General features: G+C 38.7%; 26 protein-coding genes. 13 read left to right on the plus strand and 13 right to left on the minus strand.

The features are described from left to right. Positions 1-122: 122 nt before the first annotated feature. Both ACUVXA_RS02115 and ACUVXA_RS02120 read left to right on the plus strand, forming a co-directional pair. Complete coding sequence (locus ACUVXA_RS02115) at positions 123-497, plus strand: roadblock/LC7 domain-containing protein (protein WP_445869601.1); 375 nt, start codon at positions 123-125, stop codon at positions 495-497. A gap of 116 nt (positions 498-613) precedes the next feature. Continuing rightward, positions 614-1,321, plus strand: coding sequence for a nuclease-related domain-containing protein (locus ACUVXA_RS02120; protein ID WP_445869577.1), 708 nt, complete (start codon positions 614-616; stop codon positions 1,319-1,321). Positions 1,322-1,448: 127 nt separating this feature from the next. Here the strand turns inward: ACUVXA_RS02120 and ACUVXA_RS02125 are convergent, their stop codons facing one another. Next, positions 1,449-1,997 carry an NTPase gene (locus tag ACUVXA_RS02125; protein ID WP_445869578.1) on the minus strand — a complete coding sequence of 183 codons (549 nt, stop codon included), beginning with the start codon at positions 1,995-1,997 and terminating at the stop codon, positions 1,449-1,451. 202 nt (positions 1,998-2,199) lie between these two features. Here ACUVXA_RS02125 and ACUVXA_RS02130 point away from each other — a divergent pair, with 202 nt between their 5' ends. Both ACUVXA_RS02130 and ACUVXA_RS02135 read left to right on the plus strand, forming a co-directional pair. Beyond that, entirely contained in the window at positions 2,200-2,838 is a 639-nt protein-coding gene (locus ACUVXA_RS02130) for a winged helix-turn-helix domain-containing protein (protein ID WP_445869579.1), read from the plus strand. 49 nt (positions 2,839-2,887) lie between these two features. Further along, on the plus strand, positions 2,888-3,214 hold the full coding sequence (locus ACUVXA_RS02135) for a hypothetical protein (RefSeq protein WP_445869580.1): 327 nt from the start codon (positions 2,888-2,890) through the stop codon (positions 3,212-3,214). 31 nt (positions 3,215-3,245) lie between these two features. Here ACUVXA_RS02135 and ACUVXA_RS02140 read toward each other — a convergent pair whose 3' ends face one another. From ACUVXA_RS02140 to ACUVXA_RS02150, 3 genes are all read right to left on the minus strand, one after another. Beyond that, positions 3,246-5,159, minus strand: a complete 1,914-nt coding sequence (locus ACUVXA_RS02140; protein ID WP_445869581.1) for a DUF362 domain-containing protein — start codon at positions 5,157-5,159, stop codon at positions 3,246-3,248. 110 nt (positions 5,160-5,269) lie between these two features. After that, positions 5,270-6,427 carry a glycosyltransferase gene (locus ACUVXA_RS02145; protein WP_445869582.1) on the minus strand — a complete coding sequence of 386 codons (1,158 nt, stop codon included), beginning with the start codon at positions 6,425-6,427 and terminating at the stop codon, positions 5,270-5,272. Positions 6,428-6,429: 2 nt separating this feature from the next. Further along, positions 6,430-7,350: a glycosyltransferase family 2 protein gene (locus ACUVXA_RS02150; protein ID WP_445869583.1), complete on the minus strand. Its 921-nt coding sequence runs from the start codon at positions 7,348-7,350 to the stop codon at positions 6,430-6,432. Positions 7,351-7,575: 225 nt separating this feature from the next. Between ACUVXA_RS02150 and ACUVXA_RS02155 the strand changes: the two genes are divergently transcribed. After that, entirely contained in the window at positions 7,576-8,496 is a 921-nt protein-coding gene (locus ACUVXA_RS02155; protein WP_445869584.1) for a glycosyltransferase family 2 protein, read from the plus strand. 107 nt (positions 8,497-8,603) lie between these two features. Continuing rightward, positions 8,604-8,957: a hypothetical protein gene (locus tag ACUVXA_RS02160; protein WP_445869585.1), complete on the plus strand. Its 354-nt coding sequence runs from the start codon at positions 8,604-8,606 to the stop codon at positions 8,955-8,957. Positions 8,958-9,072: 115 nt separating this feature from the next. On the opposite strand, the gene ACUVXA_RS02165 is transcribed toward ACUVXA_RS02160, so the two are convergent. Both ACUVXA_RS02165 and ACUVXA_RS02170 read right to left on the minus strand, forming a co-directional pair. Next, a complete protein-coding gene (locus tag ACUVXA_RS02165; protein ID WP_445869586.1) occupies positions 9,073-9,630 on the minus strand; it encodes a hypothetical protein in 558 nt (185 codons plus the stop codon). A gap of 91 nt (positions 9,631-9,721) precedes the next feature. Beyond that, the gene (locus ACUVXA_RS02170) at positions 9,722-10,276 is read right to left on the minus strand and encodes a GTP-binding protein (RefSeq protein WP_445869587.1); all 555 of its coding nucleotides are present in this window, start codon (positions 10,274-10,276) and stop codon (positions 9,722-9,724) included. 316 nt (positions 10,277-10,592) lie between these two features. Here ACUVXA_RS02170 and ACUVXA_RS02175 point away from each other — a divergent pair, with 316 nt between their 5' ends. Beyond that, positions 10,593-10,721, plus strand: coding sequence for a hypothetical protein (locus ACUVXA_RS02175; RefSeq protein WP_445869588.1), 129 nt, complete (start codon positions 10,593-10,595; stop codon positions 10,719-10,721). A gap of 80 nt (positions 10,722-10,801) precedes the next feature. Here the strand turns inward: ACUVXA_RS02175 and ACUVXA_RS02180 are convergent, their stop codons facing one another. From ACUVXA_RS02180 to ACUVXA_RS02195, 4 genes are read right to left on the minus strand one after another with little or no spacing between them, the layout of a single operon-like run. Continuing rightward, positions 10,802-12,115 carry a Ni/Fe hydrogenase subunit alpha gene (locus ACUVXA_RS02180; RefSeq protein ID WP_445869589.1) on the minus strand — a complete coding sequence of 438 codons (1,314 nt, stop codon included), beginning with the start codon at positions 12,113-12,115 and terminating at the stop codon, positions 10,802-10,804. Positions 12,116-12,117: 2 nt separating this feature from the next. After that, positions 12,118-13,029, minus strand: coding sequence for a F420-nonreducing hydrogenase (locus ACUVXA_RS02185; protein WP_445869590.1), 912 nt, complete (start codon positions 13,027-13,029; stop codon positions 12,118-12,120). Positions 13,030-13,049: 20 nt separating this feature from the next. Further along, entirely contained in the window at positions 13,050-13,478 is a 429-nt protein-coding gene (locus tag ACUVXA_RS02190; RefSeq protein WP_445869591.1) for a hydrogenase iron-sulfur subunit, read from the minus strand. A 16-nt stretch (positions 13,479-13,494) separates the two neighbouring features. Beyond that, positions 13,495-15,447 carry a 4Fe-4S binding protein gene (locus ACUVXA_RS02195; RefSeq protein WP_445869592.1) on the minus strand — a complete coding sequence of 651 codons (1,953 nt, stop codon included), beginning with the start codon at positions 15,445-15,447 and terminating at the stop codon, positions 13,495-13,497. Between the two features lie 457 nt (positions 15,448-15,904). Between ACUVXA_RS02195 and hdrC the strand changes: the two genes are divergently transcribed. The 4 genes from hdrC (at position 15,905) to ACUVXA_RS02215 (ending at position 19,359) form a co-directional block, all read left to right on the plus strand. Beyond that, positions 15,905-16,480, plus strand: a complete 576-nt coding sequence (gene hdrC, locus ACUVXA_RS02200) for a CoB--CoM heterodisulfide reductase subunit C (RefSeq protein WP_445869593.1) — start codon at positions 15,905-15,907, stop codon at positions 16,478-16,480. Beyond that, entirely contained in the window at positions 16,473-17,372 is a 900-nt protein-coding gene (hdrB, locus tag ACUVXA_RS02205; protein ID WP_445869594.1) for a CoB--CoM heterodisulfide reductase subunit B, read from the plus strand. The genes hdrC and hdrB overlap by 8 nt, the downstream gene beginning before the upstream one ends. A 273-nt stretch (positions 17,373-17,645) precedes the next feature. After that, positions 17,646-18,008 (plus strand): 30S ribosomal protein S17e, encoded by a 363-nt coding sequence (locus tag ACUVXA_RS02210; RefSeq protein ID WP_445869602.1) that lies wholly within the window; start codon positions 17,646-17,648, stop codon positions 18,006-18,008. A gap of 379 nt (positions 18,009-18,387) precedes the next feature. Then, the gene (locus ACUVXA_RS02215) at positions 18,388-19,359 is read left to right on the plus strand and encodes a radical SAM/SPASM domain-containing protein (RefSeq protein ID WP_445869595.1); all 972 of its coding nucleotides are present in this window, start codon (positions 18,388-18,390) and stop codon (positions 19,357-19,359) included. Positions 19,360-19,376: 17 nt separating this feature from the next. Here the strand turns inward: ACUVXA_RS02215 and ACUVXA_RS02220 are convergent, their stop codons facing one another. Continuing rightward, positions 19,377-20,099 carry a metallophosphoesterase family protein gene (locus ACUVXA_RS02220; protein WP_445869596.1) on the minus strand — a complete coding sequence of 241 codons (723 nt, stop codon included), beginning with the start codon at positions 20,097-20,099 and terminating at the stop codon, positions 19,377-19,379. 88 nt (positions 20,100-20,187) lie between these two features. Here ACUVXA_RS02220 and ACUVXA_RS02225 point away from each other — a divergent pair, with 88 nt between their 5' ends. Beyond that, on the plus strand, positions 20,188-21,225 hold the full coding sequence (locus tag ACUVXA_RS02225; protein WP_445869597.1) for a uroporphyrinogen decarboxylase family protein: 1,038 nt from the start codon (positions 20,188-20,190) through the stop codon (positions 21,223-21,225). 116 nt (positions 21,226-21,341) lie between these two features. Then, complete coding sequence (locus ACUVXA_RS02230) at positions 21,342-23,411, plus strand: OPT/YSL family transporter (protein ID WP_445869598.1); 2,070 nt, start codon at positions 21,342-21,344, stop codon at positions 23,409-23,411. Positions 23,412-23,459: 48 nt separating this feature from the next. Here ACUVXA_RS02230 and ACUVXA_RS02235 read toward each other — a convergent pair whose 3' ends face one another. Both ACUVXA_RS02235 and ACUVXA_RS02240 read right to left on the minus strand, forming a co-directional pair. Then, positions 23,460-24,161: an HAD family hydrolase gene (locus ACUVXA_RS02235; protein WP_445869599.1), complete on the minus strand. Its 702-nt coding sequence runs from the start codon at positions 24,159-24,161 to the stop codon at positions 23,460-23,462. 234 nt (positions 24,162-24,395) lie between these two features. After that, positions 24,396-24,971 carry a hypothetical protein gene (locus ACUVXA_RS02240; protein ID WP_445869600.1) on the minus strand — a complete coding sequence of 192 codons (576 nt, stop codon included), beginning with the start codon at positions 24,969-24,971 and terminating at the stop codon, positions 24,396-24,398. Between the last annotated feature and the right edge of the window lie 97 nt (positions 24,972-25,068).

Raw genomic sequence — 25,068 nt, forward strand, 5'->3', positions numbered from 1 at the left:
AAATAATACAGAACAATTAATATATAATATGCTTTTAATCTGAAAAAACTTTAATTGGTCACAATCTTATATTAAGAGTGAGACTAAAACGATTAAAAAGTGAGGACTGCCTTTTGCAGGAAATGTCTAGACTTGAAAGTCTTCAAAATATTTTGGAGAGAATAACGAAAGAAGGCTCTTTAAAAGCTTGCGTTGTCTCCTCTATTGAAGGCTTTGTGATAGCGTCTGCAGAGTCGCCAGAATTTGATAAAAGAATTGCAGCCGCAATGGCTTCCTTTGCATTCTCCGCAGCTAAGAGAACAAAAAGCGAATTGGGACTAGGAGATTTAAGAGATGTACTAATAAGATGTACCGGGGGAAAAGTGGTTTTCAAAGCAGTTGATATTTCCCCAAACGAATCATTCATTCTGTCGGCTTTGATACCTCCCTCAACTAGATATTATAATAGAATAATAAATCTGGCTGCCAGAGAAATTAGAAATCTCTTTTTAAAGTAAATTATTTTAAGATCCCAAAGGTTTATTGAAATCAACTTGTCTAATTATTTTTAGAAATCGTTATAACCGAATTTTTTTCTTATGATATTTCAGGTAATGGATGGAGAAAACTTTACATGAATAAAAAAGTAGAAACCATCATCACAATTTTAAAGAAGCTGAGAGATATTGAGACCTTCAATATAAAGGAGTTCAGAGATATGGTTGGGGATCCAGATCTCTTTAAATTTTTAACCACCAAAGGATATAATGATCCTGCTGAACAAAGTATCACATTTGATTTGGAGTCTAAACTTCAGATATCCCTAATCGCCTTAGAACATGGTGAGGAAATAGAAAAGGTTTGTAAAATACTAACTTGGAAAGAATTTGAAACCTTTACAACAAACGTATTAGAAAAAAATAATTATCTGTGTATCCAAAATTTTAGACTCAAACACAATCAGAAAAGATACGAAGTAGACATAATAGGTTTAAAAAAACCCTTAATATTATGTGTTGATTCCAAACATTACAAAAAATCTGGTAAGAGCCACGCCCTAAAAAAAGCATGTAAAAAACAAATCGAGAGAGTAGAAGCACTCTTCAGAGAATTGCCCAGATACATTGCAAAATTAAGAATAATGGAATGGAAAAATGCAAATATAATACCCTTAATTGTAACATTATTGCCCGAAGAAATTAATTTTTTTGAACAAGTTCCTATTGTCCCGTTTTTTAAATTTAATAATTTTATTATAGAATTACAAACATATATTTCGGAAATTTATCATATTCAAACTAAAATTCCCGAGTACACCTTGTTGAGGGAATGGAATCCATAAATGTTTCTACTGTAGTGAAGGAGCAACATCATCTAAGATTATTATTAAAAAATTAGACTTCCACCAAGATGTAGTTAAATCTTCTATCATTAAACTGTTTCAATATGGTTAATTTTCAAATTTATGTTTAGATCACTGCCATAATTTCATTGAACACTTTTTGATAAATCGCGTCTCTGTTGTCTCTTGTTAAGTTGAGTATTTTCACATCTTCCCTTCTCCGGATCTCATTAACAAAGGAGTGCTGAATATTTTTCCCGATTGTACCCAATACAGGTTTAGAAGAGTTAAAAGCCTCACGTACCGCAACCACAAATTCTGATGCAAATAATTCCATTTTACCAATCTCATCAATTATGATTAAATCTGCTTCTTCAACCGCTTGAAATATAGCCTTAACCCCAATATTTTTGATACTCTCCTTAATCACACCATATTTACTGACGCTATACCGACTTTTCACGCCAACCTTAGCTAAAAAATCCTTTTCTCCAGTTAGAAGATTAACTATAAGAAAACCTATGCGAACATTTTTTCCTTGCGTCCCAGACCTTACTTCAGGAGTAAGAATACCCCCCACCTTAAAGTTACGCAACCGAGCCTCCTCAATTACTTTATTAATTAAGCTGCTTTTTCCAACTCCTGGAAGCCCCGTAATCAGCAAATTAACTTTCATCACGTTCACCATTTTTCGTCTATATTTAGAACTGCATTTAAAGAAATAAATCCAATTCCATTAACCTATTTCTATAATTAATTTGATACTTAAATTAAATTTTGAATACGATATGTTTATCTGGTCAGCAACAATAAGCTTGATATTTTATTAAAACTATAGAATAATTAAAACAATAAGAGTGAAATCGGAGAGTTGCTCTATGAGTGAGGAGAACGAACGCCTAAGAAGAAGTGCAATCCGCCTCGTGGCAGATATTCAAAGCGCTCAGGGAAGCTTTGAGTTTGAAGTGAATTCTTTTTTCGAAAGACTGCGCAGAGAACTTTTCAGCAGCGAAAAAACAAGCTTTAGCAATATTGAAATGAATAGAATTCTCTCACGCTTACAGGGATTAATGATAGATCTCCTAAACCAAATAGTGGACAAAATTTCTGTAGAAGCAGTAAAACAAATCCAAATATCCTTAGGGAGTCTAAAGGATGTTCGCGAATCCGAAATATTAGCTGAAAGAATTACCACATCAGTGAAAAAGGATGCCATGGATTACAAAATTAGCAAATATGTCCAAAACCTTGAGAACCGCATAAAAACCCTTGAAGAAAACGAGAACGCTAGAAAAAACTGGATAAAGAAAGTGTTAAGCCAAGATAAAAAGTACCAGATTCTCATTCTACTAGAAAAGGAAAAGGCTTTGGATTACACAGAAATTTCCCAACAACTCTCACTCAGCAAACCCAAAGTAAGAGAATACGTTAAAGAATTGGAGAAAAATGGTCTCGTTTTTGTGGACAAAACTAAAAAACCACATTCAATTTTACTTAAACAAACCTTATGGATTTAGACATTTTAATAATAAAATTGGAAATATGAGAGCATAGGGCAGTGGAATAATGAGTAAAAAAATATATACACCAAGTATTCGAATAATTGTGGAATATTTTCACAACCCAAATTCAATCGAATGCAAAAACTACATGAAAATCGTAGTAAACCCCCTAATGAAAAAACCAATCAAAGAAGTAGAATGGAAAATAAGCAACATTTTCGACCCCAAAGTAAAGAAAGAAATAGAAAAATACAAAATAAACCTATTACCCGCAATAGTCATAAACAAAAACCGAATTTTAATAGGATACAAACCCCAAGAAATAGTAAAATCAATCATTGAGGAAGAAATAGAAAAAGAACATAAATTACGCGAGGTTAAACTCAAATAATTCTCCGATTTAAAAATTCTTCTCCAGATTATTAAAGTTTCTTCGCAATTTCCTCCATAACTTCAACACAACGGGCTCCGTCCTGCACAGTAACTTGCGGACGAGCATTATTCGCTACACACTGCACGAAGTAATCAATCTCAGCGAAATAGGAAACATGAGTTCGACGAACCGCCGCGGTTAAGAGGCTCATTAGAGTGGTAAATATCGGCTCCAGAGCGTACTTCCTCTCTCTTTTTTCACCCTTTCTTCTTAATTTTACAGAAAAGGGAGATCTTAGAATGTCTAATTTTAGGGAGGCTTTCTTACCTTTTATTTCCCAGGGAAATGAGGGAATTATGCTGTCCCCAAACCAACTCAATTCAATGTTCGCCGATGCCCCATTTTCCATGGTAAAAGTCAAATCTGCGTTATCATACACAAAGTACCTTTCAGCAATAGCCTCGGCTTCCTTTACTTTTTCGATTTCTCCACATAGGAATCTTAGCATGTCGATGGAGTGAGGCCCTAGGTCGGATATAACGCCGGTTTTTTCTTTGAATCGGAATGGGGTTACGGATTTCCAGGTTCTCTGGTCGCTTTTGAAGAGAACTTTTATTTCTTTTAGGTCTCCGAGTTTTCCGCGTGATATGATCTCGTTTGCCAGTCTTACGCTTGGTGTGAAACGGTAATTGAAGGCGGGCATCACGAATTTCTTTGTTCCGTTGAGGGCTTCTATGACTTCGTAGCAATCATCGGAGCTGGTTGCGAGGGGTTTTTCGCACAAGACATGTTTTCTATTTTCCAGGGCTTCGATAGTCATGATTTTATGGAGTTCTGGGGGGGTGCATATGGAAACCGCGTCTATTTTCTTATTGGCCAAAAGATCATGGTAATCGGTGTAGACTTCTCTAATAATAAACTTCTTTTGGATTTCAAGAAGTCTTTCTTCGTTGGGATCTGCGACGGCGACTAGTCTCACGTTTTCAAGTTTGCTGTAGCCTGGGAAGTGTAGCAATTCAGCAATTTTACCTGCTCCAATCACTCCAATTCCTACTTCTTTAACTCCCGGAATCCTTGTACTCTTACTGGGCAGAAACAATATCCTTAACGTAGTCGTGCCATCTTTTGCTATTCCCATGATTGATATTTCTGGTCCTCTAAACTTTTTGGTTACTGATTTGGGTTTTTCTCCCACTATTTCGATTTTTGAGAGGTCGATTTCACCTATTCCGCCCTGATGAGTTCTAATGATAGTCTTGATTTTTTCGGGTTTAAAGCCCATTATGTACGCTGCAACGGAGTCCACGGTAACCGGATCCCTGCCGCAAAGTATCACATTCATCTCAACAGGAGTGCCCACTATGGGACCTCTACCCTCCATTCCTATTATTCCATCCACTACAATGAGATCCTGTTTTACAGCTAGGTTTATCAGTGGAATTATTTCTTCTAGTATAGGATGATAAAAAGCGGCTTTACTTTTTTCAGGGAGTAAACCGTATAGGTTTTTGAGTGCCACTGTGATTACTGTGAGTTCGTGCGTCTTTAGTTTTGGTACATTTATGAAATAAGGAGCGTCCAGCACGGTTTTTGGTAGGCGGATTCTTCCATTTTTTATTTCCACCTCTACAATTTCATCGTTACTGAGATTGAGAAATGAAACATCGTTTTTTCGTACAATACCCATTGTTCCACTCTGCTCCATTCTTATCTCTGCAGGATTAGAGGTACTGTCGGTTTCCACAACCAACACATTGTTCGAGTGCTCCTTAGCTACCCGAATGACAGCGTCAAGAACGCGTAAATCTGTGTTTATATTACCATAAAGGTCCTTGTGGTATGCGACGTTCGGTTTGATTACTATTTGGTCACCCTGATCTACATCTATTCCGCCGATTAGATCAATTCCCTTCCTAACAGTATCTTCTACATCATTCACTTTCAACAAACTAACCTTAGGCAAGTTACGAACCTCCAAAAACTACAGCCAAACACCGGATTAGTCTATTTAATTAAGTCTTCAATTGGACGCACCTATCATAGCCTTAATAAGTACTAATCACATACCCTCTTTTATTTTTGAGTTTTTTCCCACTCTATCTCCTTTTTTCTAACCCTGAAGAACAAAATATTCTGGTAAAGAACCAGAAAAGATAAAGGTGCTAAATACAACCAGGCACCGGGCTTTCCAAGTCTTAAACAAAAAATAAGGGTACCTAAGCCAATCAAAAGAATCGGCCCCAAAAGAATAAAAAAGAAAGGTAAAAACTGAGGGTAAAATATGCCAAGAACAAGGGAAATTGGCAGCAAACTTAGGCACACTGCGTTCAGTGAGGGAGCAATATATCTGGAGGAGAAAGATAAAAAGTTGAGTATTCGAGGTTCCGGAAACATTTTCAGACCCATATGGCTATACTTGGCGGTGGCCTGGTCTGAGCCTCTACTCCACCTTCTTCTCTGTCGAACAAAGTCCTTGAAAAAAGTGGGTTCGAGCACTTTTACCCCCGGCTCGTCCGTGTATACTATTCTATAACCGTCAACATAAATTCTGTACCACAACTCATGATCCTCAGCCAGCATTTCGGGAATCCAGCCCCCGGTTTTTTCAAGATAGGAGCGCCTCACAGCATAGTTGTAACCGATCAGAACGGGAGTGGCGACCAATTGTCCTCCTTGCCATAGAGTGTACTCAAGATCAACTATCCGACTGAGAAAGTTACGCTTTTCAGCCTCATATCTACCTTGGACAGCAACAACCTTAGGATTATCAAAATATTTTACCAAATTTATTATGGAATCGGCGTCAATGCTGCAATCGGCATCATATACTACCACTAATTCTCCCTTCGACACCGATAATGCCTCGTTTAAACCGTAAGCCTTTGTAAAACGCTTCTCATGTTTTATTCTCTTCGCATTCTCCCAATCTTTTGTAGCTTTCTCAATAATTTTGAAGGTATTATCAGTTGAGTCATCAACAAATACAAACTCCATTTTATTCCGGGGATAGTTTAAATCATGTAATCCGTTTAGAACACGTTCAACGCTCTTCTCCTCGTTATAGGAAGGAACAATCACTGTAACTGTAGGTAAATCCTTTTTTGAATATACTTTGCTTCTTTTTCTAAAAAGAGAAACAAAAGCAGTAAACAGGTTAATCAAAGGTATTATCCATAGAATTATTCCTATTAGAATATAAACCAAAATGAGCATCCAAGGCAGGTTTATCAAATTTACTTTCTCCTTATGGTTGTTCTCCAAATTTTTGTCATGTTTTCTAGCATTTTCAGCGGTTCTTTTCTGAAAAGAGCGGGAACAAGATAACCCGCCGCATAGAAGAAGTGGCACAAGAGATTTGATCTCCAAAACACCAAGTATCCATATAAAGAGGCCAGCAAAATTCCCATATTGATTACAATTTTACTAAGACTTCTACCGTAAAGATAGTAATCACCCACACTTATCATATAAGCTCTTTTGATTAGATCCTCAAGATCTATGCGCTCCTTCCAAATTTTATGCAGAACCTCCGCTCTTGGAGCATAAACAACTCTATATCCCGAGCCTCGCACTCTATTACTTATACTGATCTCCTCACCAAAAACCTTGACACCACGAGGCCCCAGCTGCTCTTTAAATCCCCCAATTTTCAGCGCTAAATCCTTTCTAATTGCCAAATTTCCACCAATTGGAAAATATATATCTTTATTTTTTTCTCCCCAACTTGTAATGCCCAGAATTCCGTAAATGTCCTTTCCAATCCAGCTAGGCTTTTCAATGCCCACAGTTAGTAAACTTATTCTTCCCCCAACACATCCAACACTTTCATCTTTAAAAGCACTTTTAGTTTCATTTAACCAAGATCTGGTTGCAATACAATCATCATCAATAAATGCAACTAATCGCCCATTAGCTAGTTGAAGCCCATAATTTCTAGCAGCCGCTATTCCTATCCTCTTAGACGGCCTCACAATTTTAACACTTGAAAAATCAGAAAATTTCGATTTTAATTCCTCAAAGGTTCCATCTTCAGACCAATTATCAATAACAATAATTTCGTAATCATCTTCGAAATCTTGATGAATTACACTTTCTACACAATCCAAAACATCATCTTTCCTGTTAAAGGTCAGAACAATCACCGACATATCCATTATAAACTACCCTTATGCAATCGTTTTTATATTTTCGGCAACTACAATAAACACCAAATTAAAGAAAATATGATAAAATCCTTAATTTAGTTTAAACAGAGGACCTTATTCTACATATCAAATCCCATAAATTTACTTTTCTATACGAAATAAGAAAAAGGTTTAAAGATTATTATAAGTAAGTAGCAAAGTAGAATTTTTAATCGGCTTAAGGAGATTTCCCACATGGCGTTATCCGTTTCCGTTATTCTGTGCGCATTTAACAGAAAAAACGATGTCACTGAGTGTTTGGAGAGCATTTTAGAGCAGAATTATCCCAATTTTGATGTATGGGTAGTGGATGACGCTTCAACAGATGGAACATACGAATTCTTGAAAAAAAGATTCGGGAAGAACAAAAAATTTCATCTAATTAGAAATGAAACGGAGATGGGAAACACCAGTTCAAGGAATATGGTTATGCGTAAATCAAAGGGTGAAATCATAGTTTCCACAGATGATGATTGCATAGTTCATCAAAACTGGATAGCGAATCTAGTAAAGACCTTTGAGGAATCGGACCGGATCGGTCTTGTGACTGGAAGGGTGCTTCCCATATTCTATGGAAAAGTTCCAAAATGGCTGGAGCCTCCCATCTACCCAATACTAGCAATAAGGACAGAAAATCAGCGCGCCGAATCACTAAATCCCTACGGTTGTAACATGGCGGTACGTAGGAATGTTATGGAAAAAATCCATTTTCTAAACGAAGACATTACCAGGAAATATGGTGGATTATACTCTGGAGAAGACACCGACTTGGGACTAAGAGTAAGAGCGGCGGGATATAGAGTAGTTTACACTCCAGACGCTGTGGTTGACCACAAAATGTTTCCAGAGCGCACATCAAAGGAGCATTTTATCAGACGCGCCCTATACTTTGGCATGTCTGAAGAGGTTTATGCGGGTTCAAACATGTGGAAACTACTGGACGGCGCTGCCAACATCATAATATTTCTATTCAAGTTCATTATAAGGCCGAAATTCTCAACTCTAACTCTTATTGCCTACAAAACAGGTTTTATGATAAAGGCACTCGGAGGCGGCGAAGAAAACCTTGAGAGATGGAGAAAAATATTCATGCGCCTAGCCCAAAAACCTCAATAAATACACATTCAGGTGGGAATAAGAATTAATATAAGTAAAAAATTAAGAGAATTTTAAATTAACATTGAAGGGTAATATACTCGTAGTGTATTGGGATGGTGTTATTAATGGAAAATTTTGAAATTTATTGTTTTGCTGAAAAAATGAAGATGCTCTCAATTATTTTTTCCTCTATACTCACGAGGTATTCAGCTTATCTTAATGATAATAAGGAACCAGAGCCTAGAGAGATTATTTGGTGGATTCTAGATGAAATCAGCCGTGAATCAAGCATAGCAGTAAATGTCACAAAATCCGAACTTCTTTCCGAAGCATTAGAATTAATCGATGAAACAGAGGCAAGTATAGTTTCAGGTAACATAGAAGAAGCAATCAGAAAAATAGCTAATGCTACAACAAGAATTACAACTGAAGCAGATAGAACTCTTAGAAAAATAGAAGAGAAAAAAAATAGGGAATAATATCTATTGCTGAGGACTAGGCACTCTGAGGCAATTCCAGATTTAATACCATCCCACCAAAATTGTGCAACAGTTTAACAAGTTTCTATAGATCCTTTTTTAAGCTAACATTTGTTTAAGCCGATGAAATTAAGACATCTAGGAACAACATCATATGGTAGTTTCCATTTGCGGTTCCAAGAAAACGGTTACCAGTTTCATTGTTCAATGGGTTAAACGCCCCAACTAGTCCAAAACACTCGTCCACAGTGCGCCAGCCACTCGGCCACACATTCTTCATTAGACCACCATAGATAAATAGGGTAACGTTTCCATCGAGGTTCCTGAAGGTAATACTCGGTTCGTAATAATCTACTGGTTTGAAATGCCATCCTGTAGTTCCATTACCCAGAATCAACCCAGATTTTAAACCTGAAGGAGTGGACGCTACTACTACGAACATCATTAGGTCACCGCTTTCCTGAATATAATATGTTTTAAAAGTTACAGTAAGATTGAAAAGCCCTTTAGCTCCAATATCATTGGCATCCAGTTGGGAGTTTTTTGCATTAGCAGCCCAAGGATTAAAGCCAGAATAAGCACTAGTAGTTCCCAAGGGTAAAGTGATAATTACTGAGAATGTCAGCGCTACCATAACGGTTAATAGTGCTCCAATTAGCTTTTTATTCCTCATTTTAGCTCACATCCAATTCTAATCACTGAATATGTAAAGATAATTCAAATTAATTATAGGTTTGCTATAAGGCAAAAGGGATTAAAAAGCTTTAGGCATCTTTCAATACCGATTGAGATTCCCATACAGCTTTCCTAGTCACTGAAAATAGATTATCTATGCCCTCACCACTCTTAGCATCAATAGTAATAATTTGCTCATTAGGAACTTTCAATAAATTACTAATTTCGCTCGCCACTGAAAATTCTTCTGAATTTCTCTTATTTACCGCAACTATCATAGGTACCTCTTTACCCTCGCATATTTCTTCGTAAATCTCATGTGCCTTCGAAAAAGATTCAGGTTTGCTATTATCCACAACTAGAATTAGAACGTTCATACCCTTAGACAAGGATTGCCGAACTACCGATAAATGATCTGCCCCCGGCGTTCCATAAATGTGAAACCGTGTATCGTCTACATCACAATAGGTATAATCCATACAAACAGTAGCACCCTCAGAATCTGTTTTAATAGCTTCCCTTCTACCAAACAGCTCAGCCAACTTTGAAATCATTTCCGTTTTGCCGCTAGCCCGCGGCCCAGCCACCACAATCTTAAACTGCTTCAAGGCAAGACCCTCAGTAACCCGGAAATTATAATTCATAATGGCGCCTTTCACCAATAAATAACTTGCGTTAAAAATAAAAAGTTTAAACGCTGGGGAAGATGTTAAAGACCATATATACTTTAAATAAAGGAATTTTAACACCAATTATAAAATTAAAATAATCATAATAAAACTAACAAATATAGTATAAAATTGTTCAGAACAGACCTCAAAACACTTAACAAATGGCAAGGTTCTTACCATCTGTCAAAAAAAGCGATGTTTAAAGCAAGCCTTAACTGGCCGATAATTACAATTCTATTAACACACAATCAGAGATTGGAAGAGTAGCCCCCTGCAGGGGGTGTCCCCGATGCCTTCCCAAACCGGGTTTCAGACACCGGATCAACCAGAACCAATCACAATCTCCTTCCTCACAATCTCCTTACCCTCACTATCAAGGATAACAAGATGCGCGGAACAGGCTAATCAGCAATCATAGGCTCTCATTACCATTTCCATGAGATTGAGAATTTTTGGATCAATTTCCGGCATTTATTTTTTCCTCCAGTTAATATTATTCTAGGTTTTTATCATAGGTTCAGGTAGTTTCAGTTTTTCATGGATCTTATCTTCAAATATCTGTTTAGCCGTTACCAGGAATGATTTCTCTACTGTGGCAATGTTATGGTTAGTGGCAACAATCAAGTTGGCTTTCTTGCATATTCCCTTGTCATCTGACCAGTAATGATGTATCAGCGTGCCGCGAGGAGCCTCCACTATGCCTACACCATCACCTTCCTTAGGCTCTAGGTTAGCTAGCTTGACGTCTTTGCTCACTATGTCGGGGTCTTCAAGTAAAATCTTCGCCTTTTCCACTGCTTGAACCAGTTCAACGATTCTAGCCCAATTATAAGCAAGAGTAGCAGTACACGGTCTACCCACAGCATCTCTGAACTCTTTAAGAGCTTCTTGAGCCAAAGGAGTCTCCATTTTATCTGCAACATTTATGCGTCCCAAAGGCCCAGCACGCCAAACTCCATCCGGATAACCTGCTGGTTTATAGAATATGTGTGTTGCATATGAGTGAGGAGCCACATGTTCAGCTATGTAATCTAAATAGTCTTTCTTTGAAAAATCTGCAACAATTTTACCATCAGGACTCATTACTCTGACTGTTGCATCTCCGAAAATAGTATGTACCCCGTCTTTAGCGAGACCCAAATAATATGAATCAAATACTCCCAGCTTTGTTATAACGTCCAAATAGTCATTTACCACTTTTTTGGCTATATCCACGGTAAATTGGGTAAGCTCTAAAGCTCTTTCAATCCTCTTCAATTGCTCATCACGTTCTTCCTCAGTAATTGACTTAGCCTGACCACCTGGAACACATGTAACAGGATGTATAGCTCTTCCACCTAAAAGAAAGCAAAGATCCTGACCGATCCTCATCAATTCAATTGCTTTCTTCCCCACATCAGGTAGATTCTTAATAACTGTAACCACATTACGATACTGTGGTTCAGCAAGAGGACCCACCAAAAAATCTGGCGCCGCCAGAGCATAAAAGTGCAGTGCATGGCTGGAAATCTGTTTCGCTTGTGCCATAAGATCTCTGAGTTTTAATGCGGTCCTGGGTGGAGTAATACCCCAAGCAGCCTCAACAGCACTTATCGATGCAAGATGATGAGCCTCGGGACATATGCCACAAATCCTAGGAGTTATTCGAACCAAACGTTCCATTAAACGTCCTTCAAGGAATTTCTCAAAGAAACGCGTAAGTGTCACACTAAAATGGGCATCCTCTACTTTATTGTTCTTATCCAATTTTATTGTAATTTTTGCATGTCCCTCGAGTCTAGTGGCTGGTTCAATAATAATTTCCTTACTCATCTCTACTTCGCCTTCCTTACAGTTTTTGATATTATGCCCGATGGTAAGAAGAAGTTATAAAAAGTCCCGGCAACATCGCCGACCTTCTCCACAAGTTCTTCCGGGCTAATAGACTCATAATCTACTATTGAGCCAAGAGCGCTAATCATCTTAGCTCCCTGATCTATAACATTCGGACCTGGACCATAGCAACCTCTACAAGGCATTCCCGCACTGGGACAAAGAGCACCACAACCTTCACGAGTAGCTGGTCCCATACAGATATAGCCTTGTTCTAACAAACATTTGTCTGGATCCGGTATTCCTTCATAATCTCTTTTCAGCTGTTTTATAGTAATTACTTCAGATTTTTCCCTCGGACACTCATCACAAAGAGTACGTTGTGGTGGTGGCGGCAACTCACCCTTCAACAGACCCAAAATCGCATTTGCGATATCCGCCGAAACCACCGGACAACCCGGGAGAAATGCATCAAAATCAACTATTTTTCTGTTCGGCACTATGAAATCCAGCATCTTCGGAACATCTACATCAGGAATGGTAGGCTCTTCAACACTCTCCGCCTCAATAAATTTACGTTTTAAAGCCTCATCCATAGTGTAAAGATTAAGCAACCCATAGATACCACCATAGGTAGAACAGCTACCCAAAGAAATCAGAACCTTACACTTTTTACGCATAACTTTCAAGAGATGCAAGTCGTGCTCAGTCCTACAGACACCCTCAACAGTACCGACATCAATGGAACCATCTTCGTAGTTCTCCAAATCCGAGTACTTAAAATCGGTCACAGTATGCCAAAAGACAATATCCAGTTCCGGCAAAATGTCCAATAGAGCTTCATGATTATCCAACAGACTCTGATAACAACCCCAGCAACTACCTAACTGTAGTAAAGCAATTTTAACAGGCATCTAACTAAACCTCCAACAATTTATTCCGCATCTTTTCTAATCGGACTAGGTCCTAACTCCTTCAACTTATTAACAAAATCGTTCATAACCTCAACCAAAACATTACCTTCACTAGCAGAAATCCACTCCAATCTCAACCGCTCAGGCTCAATCCCCAGCTGCTCAATCAACTTCCTAATAAGCTTAATCCGCTCCTCAGCTCTATAATTCCCAGTAACATAATGACAATCACCATGATGGCAACCTCCAATAAACACCCCGTCTGCGCCCAACTCAAAAGCCTTCAGGATAAACTGGGGATCAACACGGCTACTACACATGACTCTAATAAATCTTACGTTCGGAGGATACTGCATCCTACTTGTACCTGCCATATCTGCACCGGCATACGTACACCAGTTGCAGAGAAGTCCAACAATTCTTGGTTCGAATTCTCCATTGTTGCTCATTTTGTTTCACCTCATTCTATTTCCTCATGGCTGCTTCTATTTGGGTCAATACTTGTTGGAATTTGAAGTGTTGTGGTTCTATGGCTCCACTTGGGCAGGCTGCTGCACAGGCTCCACAACCCTTGCACAGTACTGGGTTGATTTCTGACGTGCCGTCTACGGTCATGGTGATTGCTCCGTATGGACATATGTCCTGGCATACTTTGCATCCAGAGCAGAGTTCTTCGTTTACGATGCTGAAGTAGGGTTCGATTTCCACTTCGCCCATGCCCATGAGTGCTACTGCTGCTGCGGCTGCCCCTTTTCCTTGAGCTACTGCGTCTGGTATGTCTTTTGGTCCTTGGGCCATGCCGGCTACAAATACTCCGTCTGTTAGTGTGTCTACTGGGCGTAGTTTGGGGTGTGCTTCTAGTAGGAATCCGTCTGCGCTTCTGGAGAGTCTGAATAGTTGCTGGATTTTTGTGGTGTCCTCTCTTGGAACTACTGCTGAGGCTAGTACCACCATGTCGAACTCTAGTTCCATGAGCTGGTTTAGTAGTGTGTCTTCCGCTTTGACTAATAGTTTTTCTGTTCCGGGTACTTGGCGTACTTCGGCTACTCTGCCGCGTACAAAGTTTACTCCATATTCTCTTCCTGCAATTTCGTAGAATTCGTCGTAGCCTTTTCCGAAGGTTCGCATGTCCATGTAGAAGATGAATATTTCGGTGTCGGGGTATTTTTCTTTTATTTGTCTGGCGTGCTTCACGCTGTAGGTGCAGCAGACTCTTGAGCAGTAGGGAAATAGTCTCTGGTCTCTTGATCCCACGCATTGTATGAATGCTATTCTTTTCGGCTTCTCGTGAGTAGAGGGTACGATTACTTTGCCGCCTGTGGGGCCGAATGAGCTTAGTAGTCTTTCTAATTCTAGTGAGGTGATAACGTTTGGTAGGCGGCCGTAACCGTACTGGGGAGCATCAAATGGGGTAAATACATCGTAGCCTGTGGCGATTATTACAGTGCCAACATCTAGTTCGATTTCCTTTTCTGGTTGATTAAAGTCGATTGCTTCCGGTTCGCAAACTTTTACGCATAGTTTGCATTCAATACACTTGTCTCTGTCAATAGTGTAGAGATTGGGTACAGCTTGTGGGAATGGAATATATATGGCTTTTCTTGAGCCCAGACGCTCTTCGAACTCGTTGGGAACATATACTGGGCAGACCTCATCACATTTTCCACAGCCAGTACACTTGTCCGCAAGCACATATCTGGGGTGTTCCACTATCTTGACTTTAAAGTTGCCTACGTATCCTTCCACTTCTCTTATTTCGCTATATGTGTGGATTTCGATATTAGGATGCCTAGCTACGTCCACCATTTTTGGAGTTAGAATACATGCGCTGCAGTCCATTGTGGGAAATGTCTTGTCTAGTTGCGCCATTCTCCCTCCTATCGTGGGTGATTTTTCAATCATGTGGACCTTGAATCCTGCATTTGCAACATCCAGTGCGGCTGAGATTCCGGCTATCCCGCCTCCAACTATGAGACACACCGGAGCTACCTTTACTTTTTGCACTTCTAATGGTTCTAGCGCTGTGGCTTTGGCTACTGCAATTCTTATTAGATCCTTTGCTTTTTCAAGCGCTTTTTCCGGTTCTCTCATATGAACCCAAGTATCGTGTTCCCTGATATTTGCCTGCTCAAAGAGGAATTGGTTCAATCCCGCCTCTTCACAGACTCTTCGGAAGGTTGGTTCGTGGAGTCTAGGGCTGCAAGCCGCGACCACCACTCGGTTAAGATTCTGCTCCTTAATGTCCTCTTTAATCATTTCCTGTCCGGGATCCGAGCACATGAATCTATATTCTTTTGATACAACAACGTTTGGCAGGGTTTTCGCATATTCAGCGAGCTCAACGGGGTCTACAACACCAGCAATATTTGTACCACAGTGGCACACGTATACTCCTATGCGTACTTCTTTTTCTCCCATTCGGATTTCCTCCGAGTTTTATATTTGAATTAGTAATATTGAGCTAAATTATCATTACGGATTTTCTCACGCTGGATTTTAGGGAGGGTTTTTCCGTCAGTAACGGTGATTTTTGATATTTAATGCTTTCGTTATCCTATAGCAGAAAAAACACCCATACAAAGGGTATTTTCATATTTCGGACCATTTGTCGGTTTAATGGTTTTATTTAAATTAATGAAATATAAGAAAAGCCAGTAATCTTTATTTTTTAGATTTTTTGGATATTTTCTAATATCAAATCTCATTTTGAGCTAATATTTTACTCTCGAAGCCTAGATTGCCTCTTACATGCTATGAGCAAATAATTTATAAATTAAAAGTCCTAACGTAGGGTGGCGCAAAAATTACATCACAAACGCACCTAATAAAACATAAAAATTATCAATTTATCACAATTAAAAGAAGGTAGCCGGCCATGGTCGAAGACCAAAAAATCGTAAGGGAAACCGACCCAAAATTCATCGAGGAAATAATTGAATACGGTTCAAAGTTTTTTGGAAAAGAAGAAATGGAGCGACTAAAAGCCTGCATACAGTGCGGAACCTGCGTAGGTGGATGTCCCTCCGGAAGAAGAGCAGCCTGGCGAGTAAAAAGCATATTCAGAAAAGCTCAACTAGGACTAAAAGATGACGCACTAAATGATGACGACCTTTGGGATTGCACCACTTGCTTTACCTGTCAAGAACGCTGTCCGCGCAAAGTGAGTACTACTGATACTGTGCGGGTTGTTCGTAATATTGCTTTTCGGGAGGGTATTGCTCAGCCGAGGCATTTGGCTGTTTGTGGTTATTTGTTTAGGTTTGGTCATGCGGTTCCAATTAATGATGAGATTAAGGAAGTAAGGAAGAAGATTGGTTTAAAGGAGCTCCCGGCTACGGTCCATATGTTCCCCGAGGGATTGGATGAGGTTAATAAGATAGTTGAGGAAACTGGTTTTAAGAAGGTTGTTGAGAAAACCCAGGAGGCCCAGGAGGCTAAGAAAAATGAGTAAGAACAAGTACGCTTACTTTTTGGGTTGTTTAACCCCGAACAGGTACCCAGGTATTGAGGCGGCAACAAAGGATGTGCTTAATGCTTTTGATATTGAGGTTTTGGAGATGAATGCGGCATCTTGTTGTCCTGCACCAGGGGTCTTCGGTTCTTTTGATCTTTTCACTTGGGCGGTTATTGCAGCTAGGAATCTTACAATTGCCGAGGAGCTGGGTGCCAATATTACGGTTACCTGTAATGGTTGTTATGGTAGTCTTCAAGAGGCAAATCATATGCTCAAAGAAAATAAAGAGCTGAGAAAAGAGGTAAATGAGGTTTTAGCCAAGATTGGTAGAAAGTTCAAGGGCACGATTGAGGTTATACACGTAGTTGAGATTTTGCGGAACGAGGTGGGTCTTGAGAGGATTAGTGATGCGACAATTCAGCCTTTAACCGGGATTAAGGTGGGAATACATTATGGTTGTCACTTTTTGAAGCCGAGTGAGGTGAGACATCAGGGAAGTCCCGAGACCCCTGTAATTTTGGAAGAGCTGGTTTCTGCCGTTGATGCGGAACCTGTAGAGTATAAAGAGAAATTAATGTGTTGTGGTGCTGGTGGTGGCGTGAGGGCTGCGAAGATTGACATCGCTTTGGATTTCACGAGGGAGAAGATTGATAATATGCTGGCTGTGGGTGCTGATTGTGTCACTTCGCCGTGTGCATTCTGCCATTTTCAGTTTGATGCGGGACAGCAAGAAATCAATGCTAAGCTTAATAATGGTCATTATAATCTTCCAGTAATTTTTATTACCCAGTTGATTGGGTTAGGACTCGGTATATCTCCGGTTAGAATGGGGCTATATGATAATAAGACTCAGGTTCAAACACTGCTTGACAAAATTCGAATAAGTTAGAAAAAATCTTTCAAACTTTTAACAAGTCTTCTTCGAGGAGATATTGGGCCGAATGGCTCATTTTATTTTATTATTTTTTGAAATTTTAGTTTCTGTACTGAGTCATATTTATATTTATACGGGAATTATTCGAATATGATAATGCTATTTCCATTATTAATCCTAAGCTTAATTTACAGTAATGCTTTTAAGCTTGAGATTTACATGAGGATTTCATATAATAATATCGCGTCTAGAAAGGTAATGTAACCTTTATTCTTGGAGGTGCAGATTCTGGGAAAAATCAGACCATCCTACATTAAAAGAGTCGCAAATGAATTAGCTGAGAAATTTTCAAACATCTTTACTCCGGACTTTGATCAGAATAAAAAATTGGTAGAAAAGTACACAAATGTAGAATCAAAAAAGGTTCGAAATAGAATAGCCGGCTATCTGGTAAGCATTATTAAAAGAAGCCAATTTGAATACGTGAGTCCCGAGGAAGAAGAATATCCTGAAGATTACGAAGAATATGAAGTATCTAAGACAGAAGGAACAGAAGAAGAGTTAATAGAGGAGGAAGAAGCTGAGGAAGAACCAGAAGAAGAGGCTGAGGAACCTGAGGAACAAGGTGAAGAAGGGCCTGTAGAAAAATAGGGGATTCAAAAATCTGAAAGAGTAATATTAGAAAAATTAATTTTTAATTTACCCCTAACTAATTATGAGCAAAATTTACATCCTTTTCGAGTTCTTTAAAACAGGTGCTAGAAGCATCAAAAATAAAAATTTTTGATTATTAAATATCATTATTTTTTTCCGAGTCGTTTGCAAAATTTTTCACGAAATGTTTTTATTGATTAATACCTTTTCTCTGTGTATTGATTTGCTTGTGACTAATCGTTAGCCGTATCAAATACTTCATCTTAAAATATCAGGAGGCATAAAAATTCTACCGAAAGGCATTTCACGACTTCTAAATTCTTTAAATTTCTATGCTTCTGTGTGGCGCTGCCGTGGATACTCCGCACCCGAGGAAGTGGATCTCAAACCCACTCTGAAGTGTAATCTAAAGTGTAGGATGTGTTTTCAACGCAAGTTATCTGAGGAGTACCGAAGGAAGATGTTCAAGTCTGAGCTCTCCACAGAAAGGTATCTTTCTCTAATAGAGGAACTGGCAAATATGGGCACCAGAAGGGTACATGTTGTGGGGGGCGGAGAGCCTCTGCTTCGAAAGGATATTTTAGAGATTATGACAGCTATAAAGAAACATGGTATGGAAGGAGTTCTAACCACTAACGGTACATTGTTTAATAAGAGTATGATTGATAAAATCGTTAAATTAAACTGGGATATTGCCATGTTCTCAGTTGATGGCCCTGATGCCGAAATTTACGAAAAAATTAGAGGAGTTCCAGGAACCTTCGAAAAAGTTTATTCTGCCATGAAGATTTTTACCAGAATTAAAGAGGAATATGGTGCTTTTAAACCCCTTTTGCATATTCACTGTGTGATACTAAGTCTAAACTTTAATATGATTGATGAAATGATTGAATTGGCTCACGATGTCGGAGCAAACATCGTTACTTTTGACAAGTACTATCCGGAATATGAAGAATTGATTCTGGAACAAAAAGATTTAACTACAACTCTCAAGAATCTGCAAAAAGCGTATGAGAAGGCTCAAAGATACGGGATATACATAAATGTTGAGGATTTTCTTTCATTGTGGTTGAAACCGTCACCCGGTACAAAATGCTACTGGCCTTGGCTTTATTCTGATATCGATCCTAACGGAGATGTTTTACCCTGCTGCTTTAGCCATGATATCATGGGGAATATAAAGAGGCACAGTTTCAGACAGGTCTGGGACGGTGAAAAGTACAATGAACTCCGAAAACGCTTCAAAAAACTAGACTTTCCTGATTTCTGTGAAGAATGCACACTCTATCCAAGTCTGATAAATCGCATTCCTTTAGGTAAAGTATTTCACAGTTTAAGGCTGGCCTGAAGAGATGGTTAAGCCCTCTATTTTTCTTTAATATAGAAGTCTAAAGATGTGGGCTTCACTGGTAACGGCAACTCAATTACTGTTATTCTCTTTTTGAGTGGTAAAGCAACATTATAAATTGGAGTTGATGCGATCTCCGCATAACTCTTACCCTTATGAGCATGTCCATGAATCACTAAATCTAATCTATTATTATAAAGCAACTTCTCGTATTTTTTACTACCCAGCTCAGGATACTGAGAAGTTTTTTCCCCCACCAATGTTTCGTAAGTAGGTGCATAGTGTAATAGCAAGCATTTATAATCAGTTTTGAGTTCCGAAACCAACTTTCCAACCTTTTCTCTGGTTTCATTGTAAGTTTGCCATATATTTGACATATTTTTCCTCTGCCAGAAAGTGGGTCTATCTAATGAACCCTTGGAGCCTACAACACCTAAGGTTTCACCTTCCACCTCTAAAACATAGGTTTCTTCCTCAAGAAATCGAATTTTACCCGAGGTTCTTTTTCGGATATCCTCGTGTAAATTCTCATATTCCTCGTTTCCAAAAACCGCAATAACAGGACAGTCAACCTTTAGAGCTTTAATAACTTTGTCTACTTCCTCTAATTTTCCTTTGTAAATAAGGTCTCCCGCTAGAATAAACAAGTCTATACTGCTGAGGTCTATTTTGGATAATGCTTTATTCAATAATTCAATGTTTTTAGGAGAATGAATATCCGAAACAGCAGCGATTTTCAATTTTACCTTCCCTTTTAGTAGGAAAAATGCTTGAAACTCTTTTTAGGTTTACTGCACAGTTTTAAATTAGTTATTAAAAGGTGATTTTTTGAAGTCAAAGGAACGTGTGCTGACAGCATTGGATCACGGTATTCCAGACAGAGTACCGATATATGATATGGGTATAGACAGCCCAATTGTTTTGAAACTTATGAATGCTAAGACATACTCGTGGGAATTGGCTATTGAATGCCACAAAAAAATTGGTTTCGATATGATTACAGCCTGGCCTGAAACATTCCCCAGGGAATGGTTCACCAACGATAGGGGACGAAGAGGATATATTGACGAGTGGGGGAGAAGACGAGTAATTACTGAGGATGGTACAAAGTGGTATGCGGGGGGTGTTATAAAATCAGAGGAAATCTTCGATTCTTGGAACTGGCCTGATCCGTATATTCCCGAGAGGTACATAGACGTAGATAAAACCTTGAAAAATGCAAAGGAGCTTGCGGTTATAGGATTTGTGGGAGGTCCCTTTGAACGGGCTGCACTTGGTAGAGAACACCAGTTTATATTGATGGATTTTTACAAAAATCCTGAGTTTGCTGGAAGACATATGCGAAAGGTTATGGAGTATTGGATTGAAGTTGGAAAAATAGAAATTGATATGGGTGTAGATGCGATTATAATCGCCGATGATTACTCTTATAAATCAGGGCCATTCTTTTCACCAAAAATCTTCCAAAAATATGTTCTGCCGCTGCTTAAAAAAGAGGTTAACGTTTTTAAAAAGAGAGGAGTAAGGGTTATTCACCATTCAGACGGTTACATTACACCACTCATACCGTACTTGATTAAGGCAGGTATTGATGGTTTGCACTCTCTAGAACCCGCTGCGGGAGTTGACATAGGACAGGTGAAAAAGAGTTTTGGGGATAGACTTGTTTTGGTGGGAAACATTGATTGCGGTTCCCTTCTATCTTTTGGGAAACCGCAGGAAGTCAGGAGGGTGGTTAGAGAAACTATCGTCAAAGCCGCTCCGGGAGGAGGTTATATTCTCAGTTCAAGCAACAGTATTCACAGAGGAGTTAATATAGAAAACATACTTGCCATGATTGAAGAGGCAAGGAGATTCAAATACTGAAAGTCTCCAAAGAAAAAAAGTCTTATAAAATGGTTTGGTAAGGTTTTTAAGCATATTAAAGGCGATTAGTAGCCATTAACTTTTTTAAAAAATGAAGCTTCTTGGAGAAGTCAAGGATGGCGAGCGCTACGGGAGTAGACATGGATAAAAGGTCGCCAATAACTCTGAGGACAATTGCGTTTGGTAGCCTCATAGGTATACTATACATTTTCCTTGGAGTGTATGTAAGCCTTAAGACTGGAGTAGCTTTTATTGGAGGAGTGTCCATACTCGGATTCATTCTCCTTTCGGTGAAAAGAGTGTACGAACCGAAGGAAAATGTGGTGGTCACCACAATAATACAAGGTACGATTTGTGCATCCGCAGGTGTTGTTGCCACCTTACCGGCCCTCGTTATATTTGCGGGTAGAACCCTATACAATACGCCGATTACTATTGAACTCATTTTCACTCTTTCTATTTTTGGCGGAGTTTTGGGACTATTTCTTTTACTTCCCTTCAGAGAACAACTTTTAAAAATGCCTTGGCCACAAGCGGTGCCTATATACAAAACTATTGAAACCCTTGGTGCAGAACCCGCTGCCAAAAATAGACTTTTAAAATGGATGGGAATCTCATCAGTCTATATAGGAGGGGTATTAGGCATTGGCCACATCTTAAGAAGTGACTTAACAGTGATGCCTCAGATAGAAACTTTACCAACTTGGTGGACAAGACTGACGGACTTTTCCAAAACCTGGAATCCCTCCCTGTACAGTAATTTAAGCACCACACAGAGCGCTTATCAATTTATTGGACAAGCAATGGCTCCTTATCCTCTACCAAGTTTTATGGGAATCTCAAATTCTCCCCTAATAGCATGTATAGGCTACTTTATCGGCTGGAAAAGATCACTCATGTTATTTCTGGGAGGCATTTATTCCGTATTAATATGGATGCTTTTTGAGAATCAATATTTCGGCCAGCCAGGTAGATTCGTAGATTACGGCAGCCACATTAACCTGCCGCAAATATTCTATTTAGCAATGGGAATTCTTATCGCCTTTCTCTCCTGGGGTATTATTAAAGGAGTTAAGGACTGGCAGAATAATCGTAGAAAAATATTGGCACAAACACAGTTTAAAAACAATGAACAAACGCCTCAACCAGAGGAAGCCAAAACCGCTACAAAATTAACCCCTATTTCAAGATTCGAGCAAATCAAGATACAATTAAAACATGCACATTCTATAATCAGGGAATGGTTTCACTTAGCAGTAACCCGATACAAATTGACGCTGATTGTCTTGGCGATTTTCTTTGTGGGTAGCCTCTTAATGTTTTATGTGTTTCAACCATTTCCTAATGTTCAAATTAATCCGTGGTTTCTGCTTCTCAGCTGCCCCGCTCTTTTTATATCTAGCTGGTGGACTGCCATAGCTGTGAGCGAAACGGGATTCATGAGTGGATTTCTAACAGACTTGCTTGCGGTTCCCGCAATTTTGGGGTTTGACATCAATTTTCCAAGCCTCATTGTCTTCTTCACATTGATGACTGTTATACAAGCAACGGCACTCAGAGTTATTGGAGCGTTCAAAGTGGGACGAGAAATAAAAGTTAAAGATAGAACAGTGTTTCTATCGATCCTTTATGGAGTACTTTTTGGTGCAGTATTAGGAAGTTTAATCATCTTTTTACTATACCAAACCTATGGCTTTGGCACCTCAAATCTCCCAGCACCCACAGCCACTATAACTGGAATATTCTTCTTATCCTTTTTACAATTTAAGACACCAGTTTTTCAACCCGGCACTATGTTGGCATTTCAGGGTCTTACCATAATTCAAATTTCCCAGCAAATGTATCTAGGCCTTCTATCCGTCATAACCCCAAATTCGTTTGAACTTCACTACACCAAAATATTCTTCACCATTGGTCTGATTGTAGGACTACTTTTATTAAAATACAATCTGTCACCAATCTCCTTCCTAGTAGGGGTACTCATTCCCCCAATGTATAGTTTCTCGATATTGCTAGGCGGTGGTCTAAACTACTACGTATACCGAAAAAATAAACACAACCTTAAAGACTACCTCAAGAAGGACACCGAGTATCATCAGTCTCTTAGCGGCGTAAGCGCAGGTGAAGGATTGGTGTATCTTGTTTGGATATTGCTCACTACTACCATTATGATGTTTGGGTTCTGATATGGAGAGAGCGAAAAAATATGATGAGCCTCTTCTGTTTAGATTATTCTATTTTTTTAGTAGTTCATGGGTTATTAGAGAAACATCTTTTAAAACCAAATTTGCGCCAGCTGATTTCAATTCCTCAACTGAGTAACCTGAAGATAGAACCCCTATTGATTTTGCCCCTATACTCCTTGCAGAAATAATGTCGTTTGGATGATCACCGATCACAATGGCCTCTTCAGCTGTAATTCCGAGTAATGATATAACCTTTTTTAGGTGATCAGGGTTTGGTTTGGGCCTCTCCACGTTATCCCTTGCGACAACCACGTCAAAAAAAGAGCGAATACTCATACGATTGAGAAGAGATGTGACAACAGAGTTCTTATTAAGGGTAAAAACAGCCAATTTAAGTCCCATATTCTTTAGGCTTTGAAGAACATCGACTACGCCTGGTATAAGTGAAGTTTTTTGAGCTGCTTCCATCTCGTACATTTCAACTCTTTCATCGATTTCTTTTATCATGCTTACTATTTTCGATTTTGAATCATCCTGTGATTCAATATAGGGTATTGATTTTTCTATCATGGTGAGTATTGGCTGATCTAGGGATAGTATCGATGCGGGGACACCGTATTTTATGAGAATTTCTATAACATCTTGCCGAGCGGAAATGATATCAATTTTAAAATAAACTAAGGTGCCGTCCCAGTCAAATATAAAGGCTTTTTTTCCTTTCAATAAGCTCTCGCTGTCACCTTTAATCAATAAAAAACACCCTTAAAACTCTGTCAATCCATAAATACTTAGAAAATGTTAAAAATCTATAAATTTTTGGGATACACTGAAATATAAGTTCTTTAAAAATTAAATTATGTTTTTTCAGTTTTCCAGATTTCCTTTTTTAGATATTCATTATTTTTATTTTTTCAAGTTGGAGTAATTTGTAAGATAATTTTTCCATATCATTTATTTTTTGTCCCATTTCTCTAGCAATTTGCTCTAATGTCTTTTTCCCATCAATAAGCATGAAAAAATTAAAACCCAATCATTTAAACTCTTTAAATCCTCAAGCTTAGGACTCTCTAAAAACTCTTCCAAAGTACTATTTTTATTAAAAATCGTCTTGCTAGTAATTAAAGAATGATTTATCTCAGATCTTTTTTCTGAATCTATTAAGGCTTCCCACGCAGCTTCCTCCTCCTTTTCTTTAATTCTAACTCTTGAAATGGTAACCTTTTCATGTTTCTCTAAAGGGGCAGATTTACCTTCCAAGATTTCTTTCAACAGATTGAGAGCCTTGTTAAATTCTAAGTTAAGAAGTCCTAAGTTGGGTGCCCTACGCGATGATAGCACGAATACATAATCCCTCAAACGACCAACAATGATTCTACTCCACCTTTTCTCAAGTATTGTGCGTTCAACAGTCGTATCTAAACCAAAGAAAGGCTTTACAAGCCTTGTTATTTCTTCATCAACATGAGATACTATGGGTTCACCATTCGGCTTAAAAAGAGCACATTTATCCACATAAGCCGATTTCTCTATTTTTTTCAAAGCCTCCTCCAGTGCTTCCATTCCACCATCACCTGCAAATTTTAGTATATAAGGATATTGTAACCAATGTAATGATAAAAATGTATTTAATCTTTACGATTCTTAAAAAATATAAACA

The organism is Candidatus Jordarchaeum sp. (assembly GCF_052745115.1).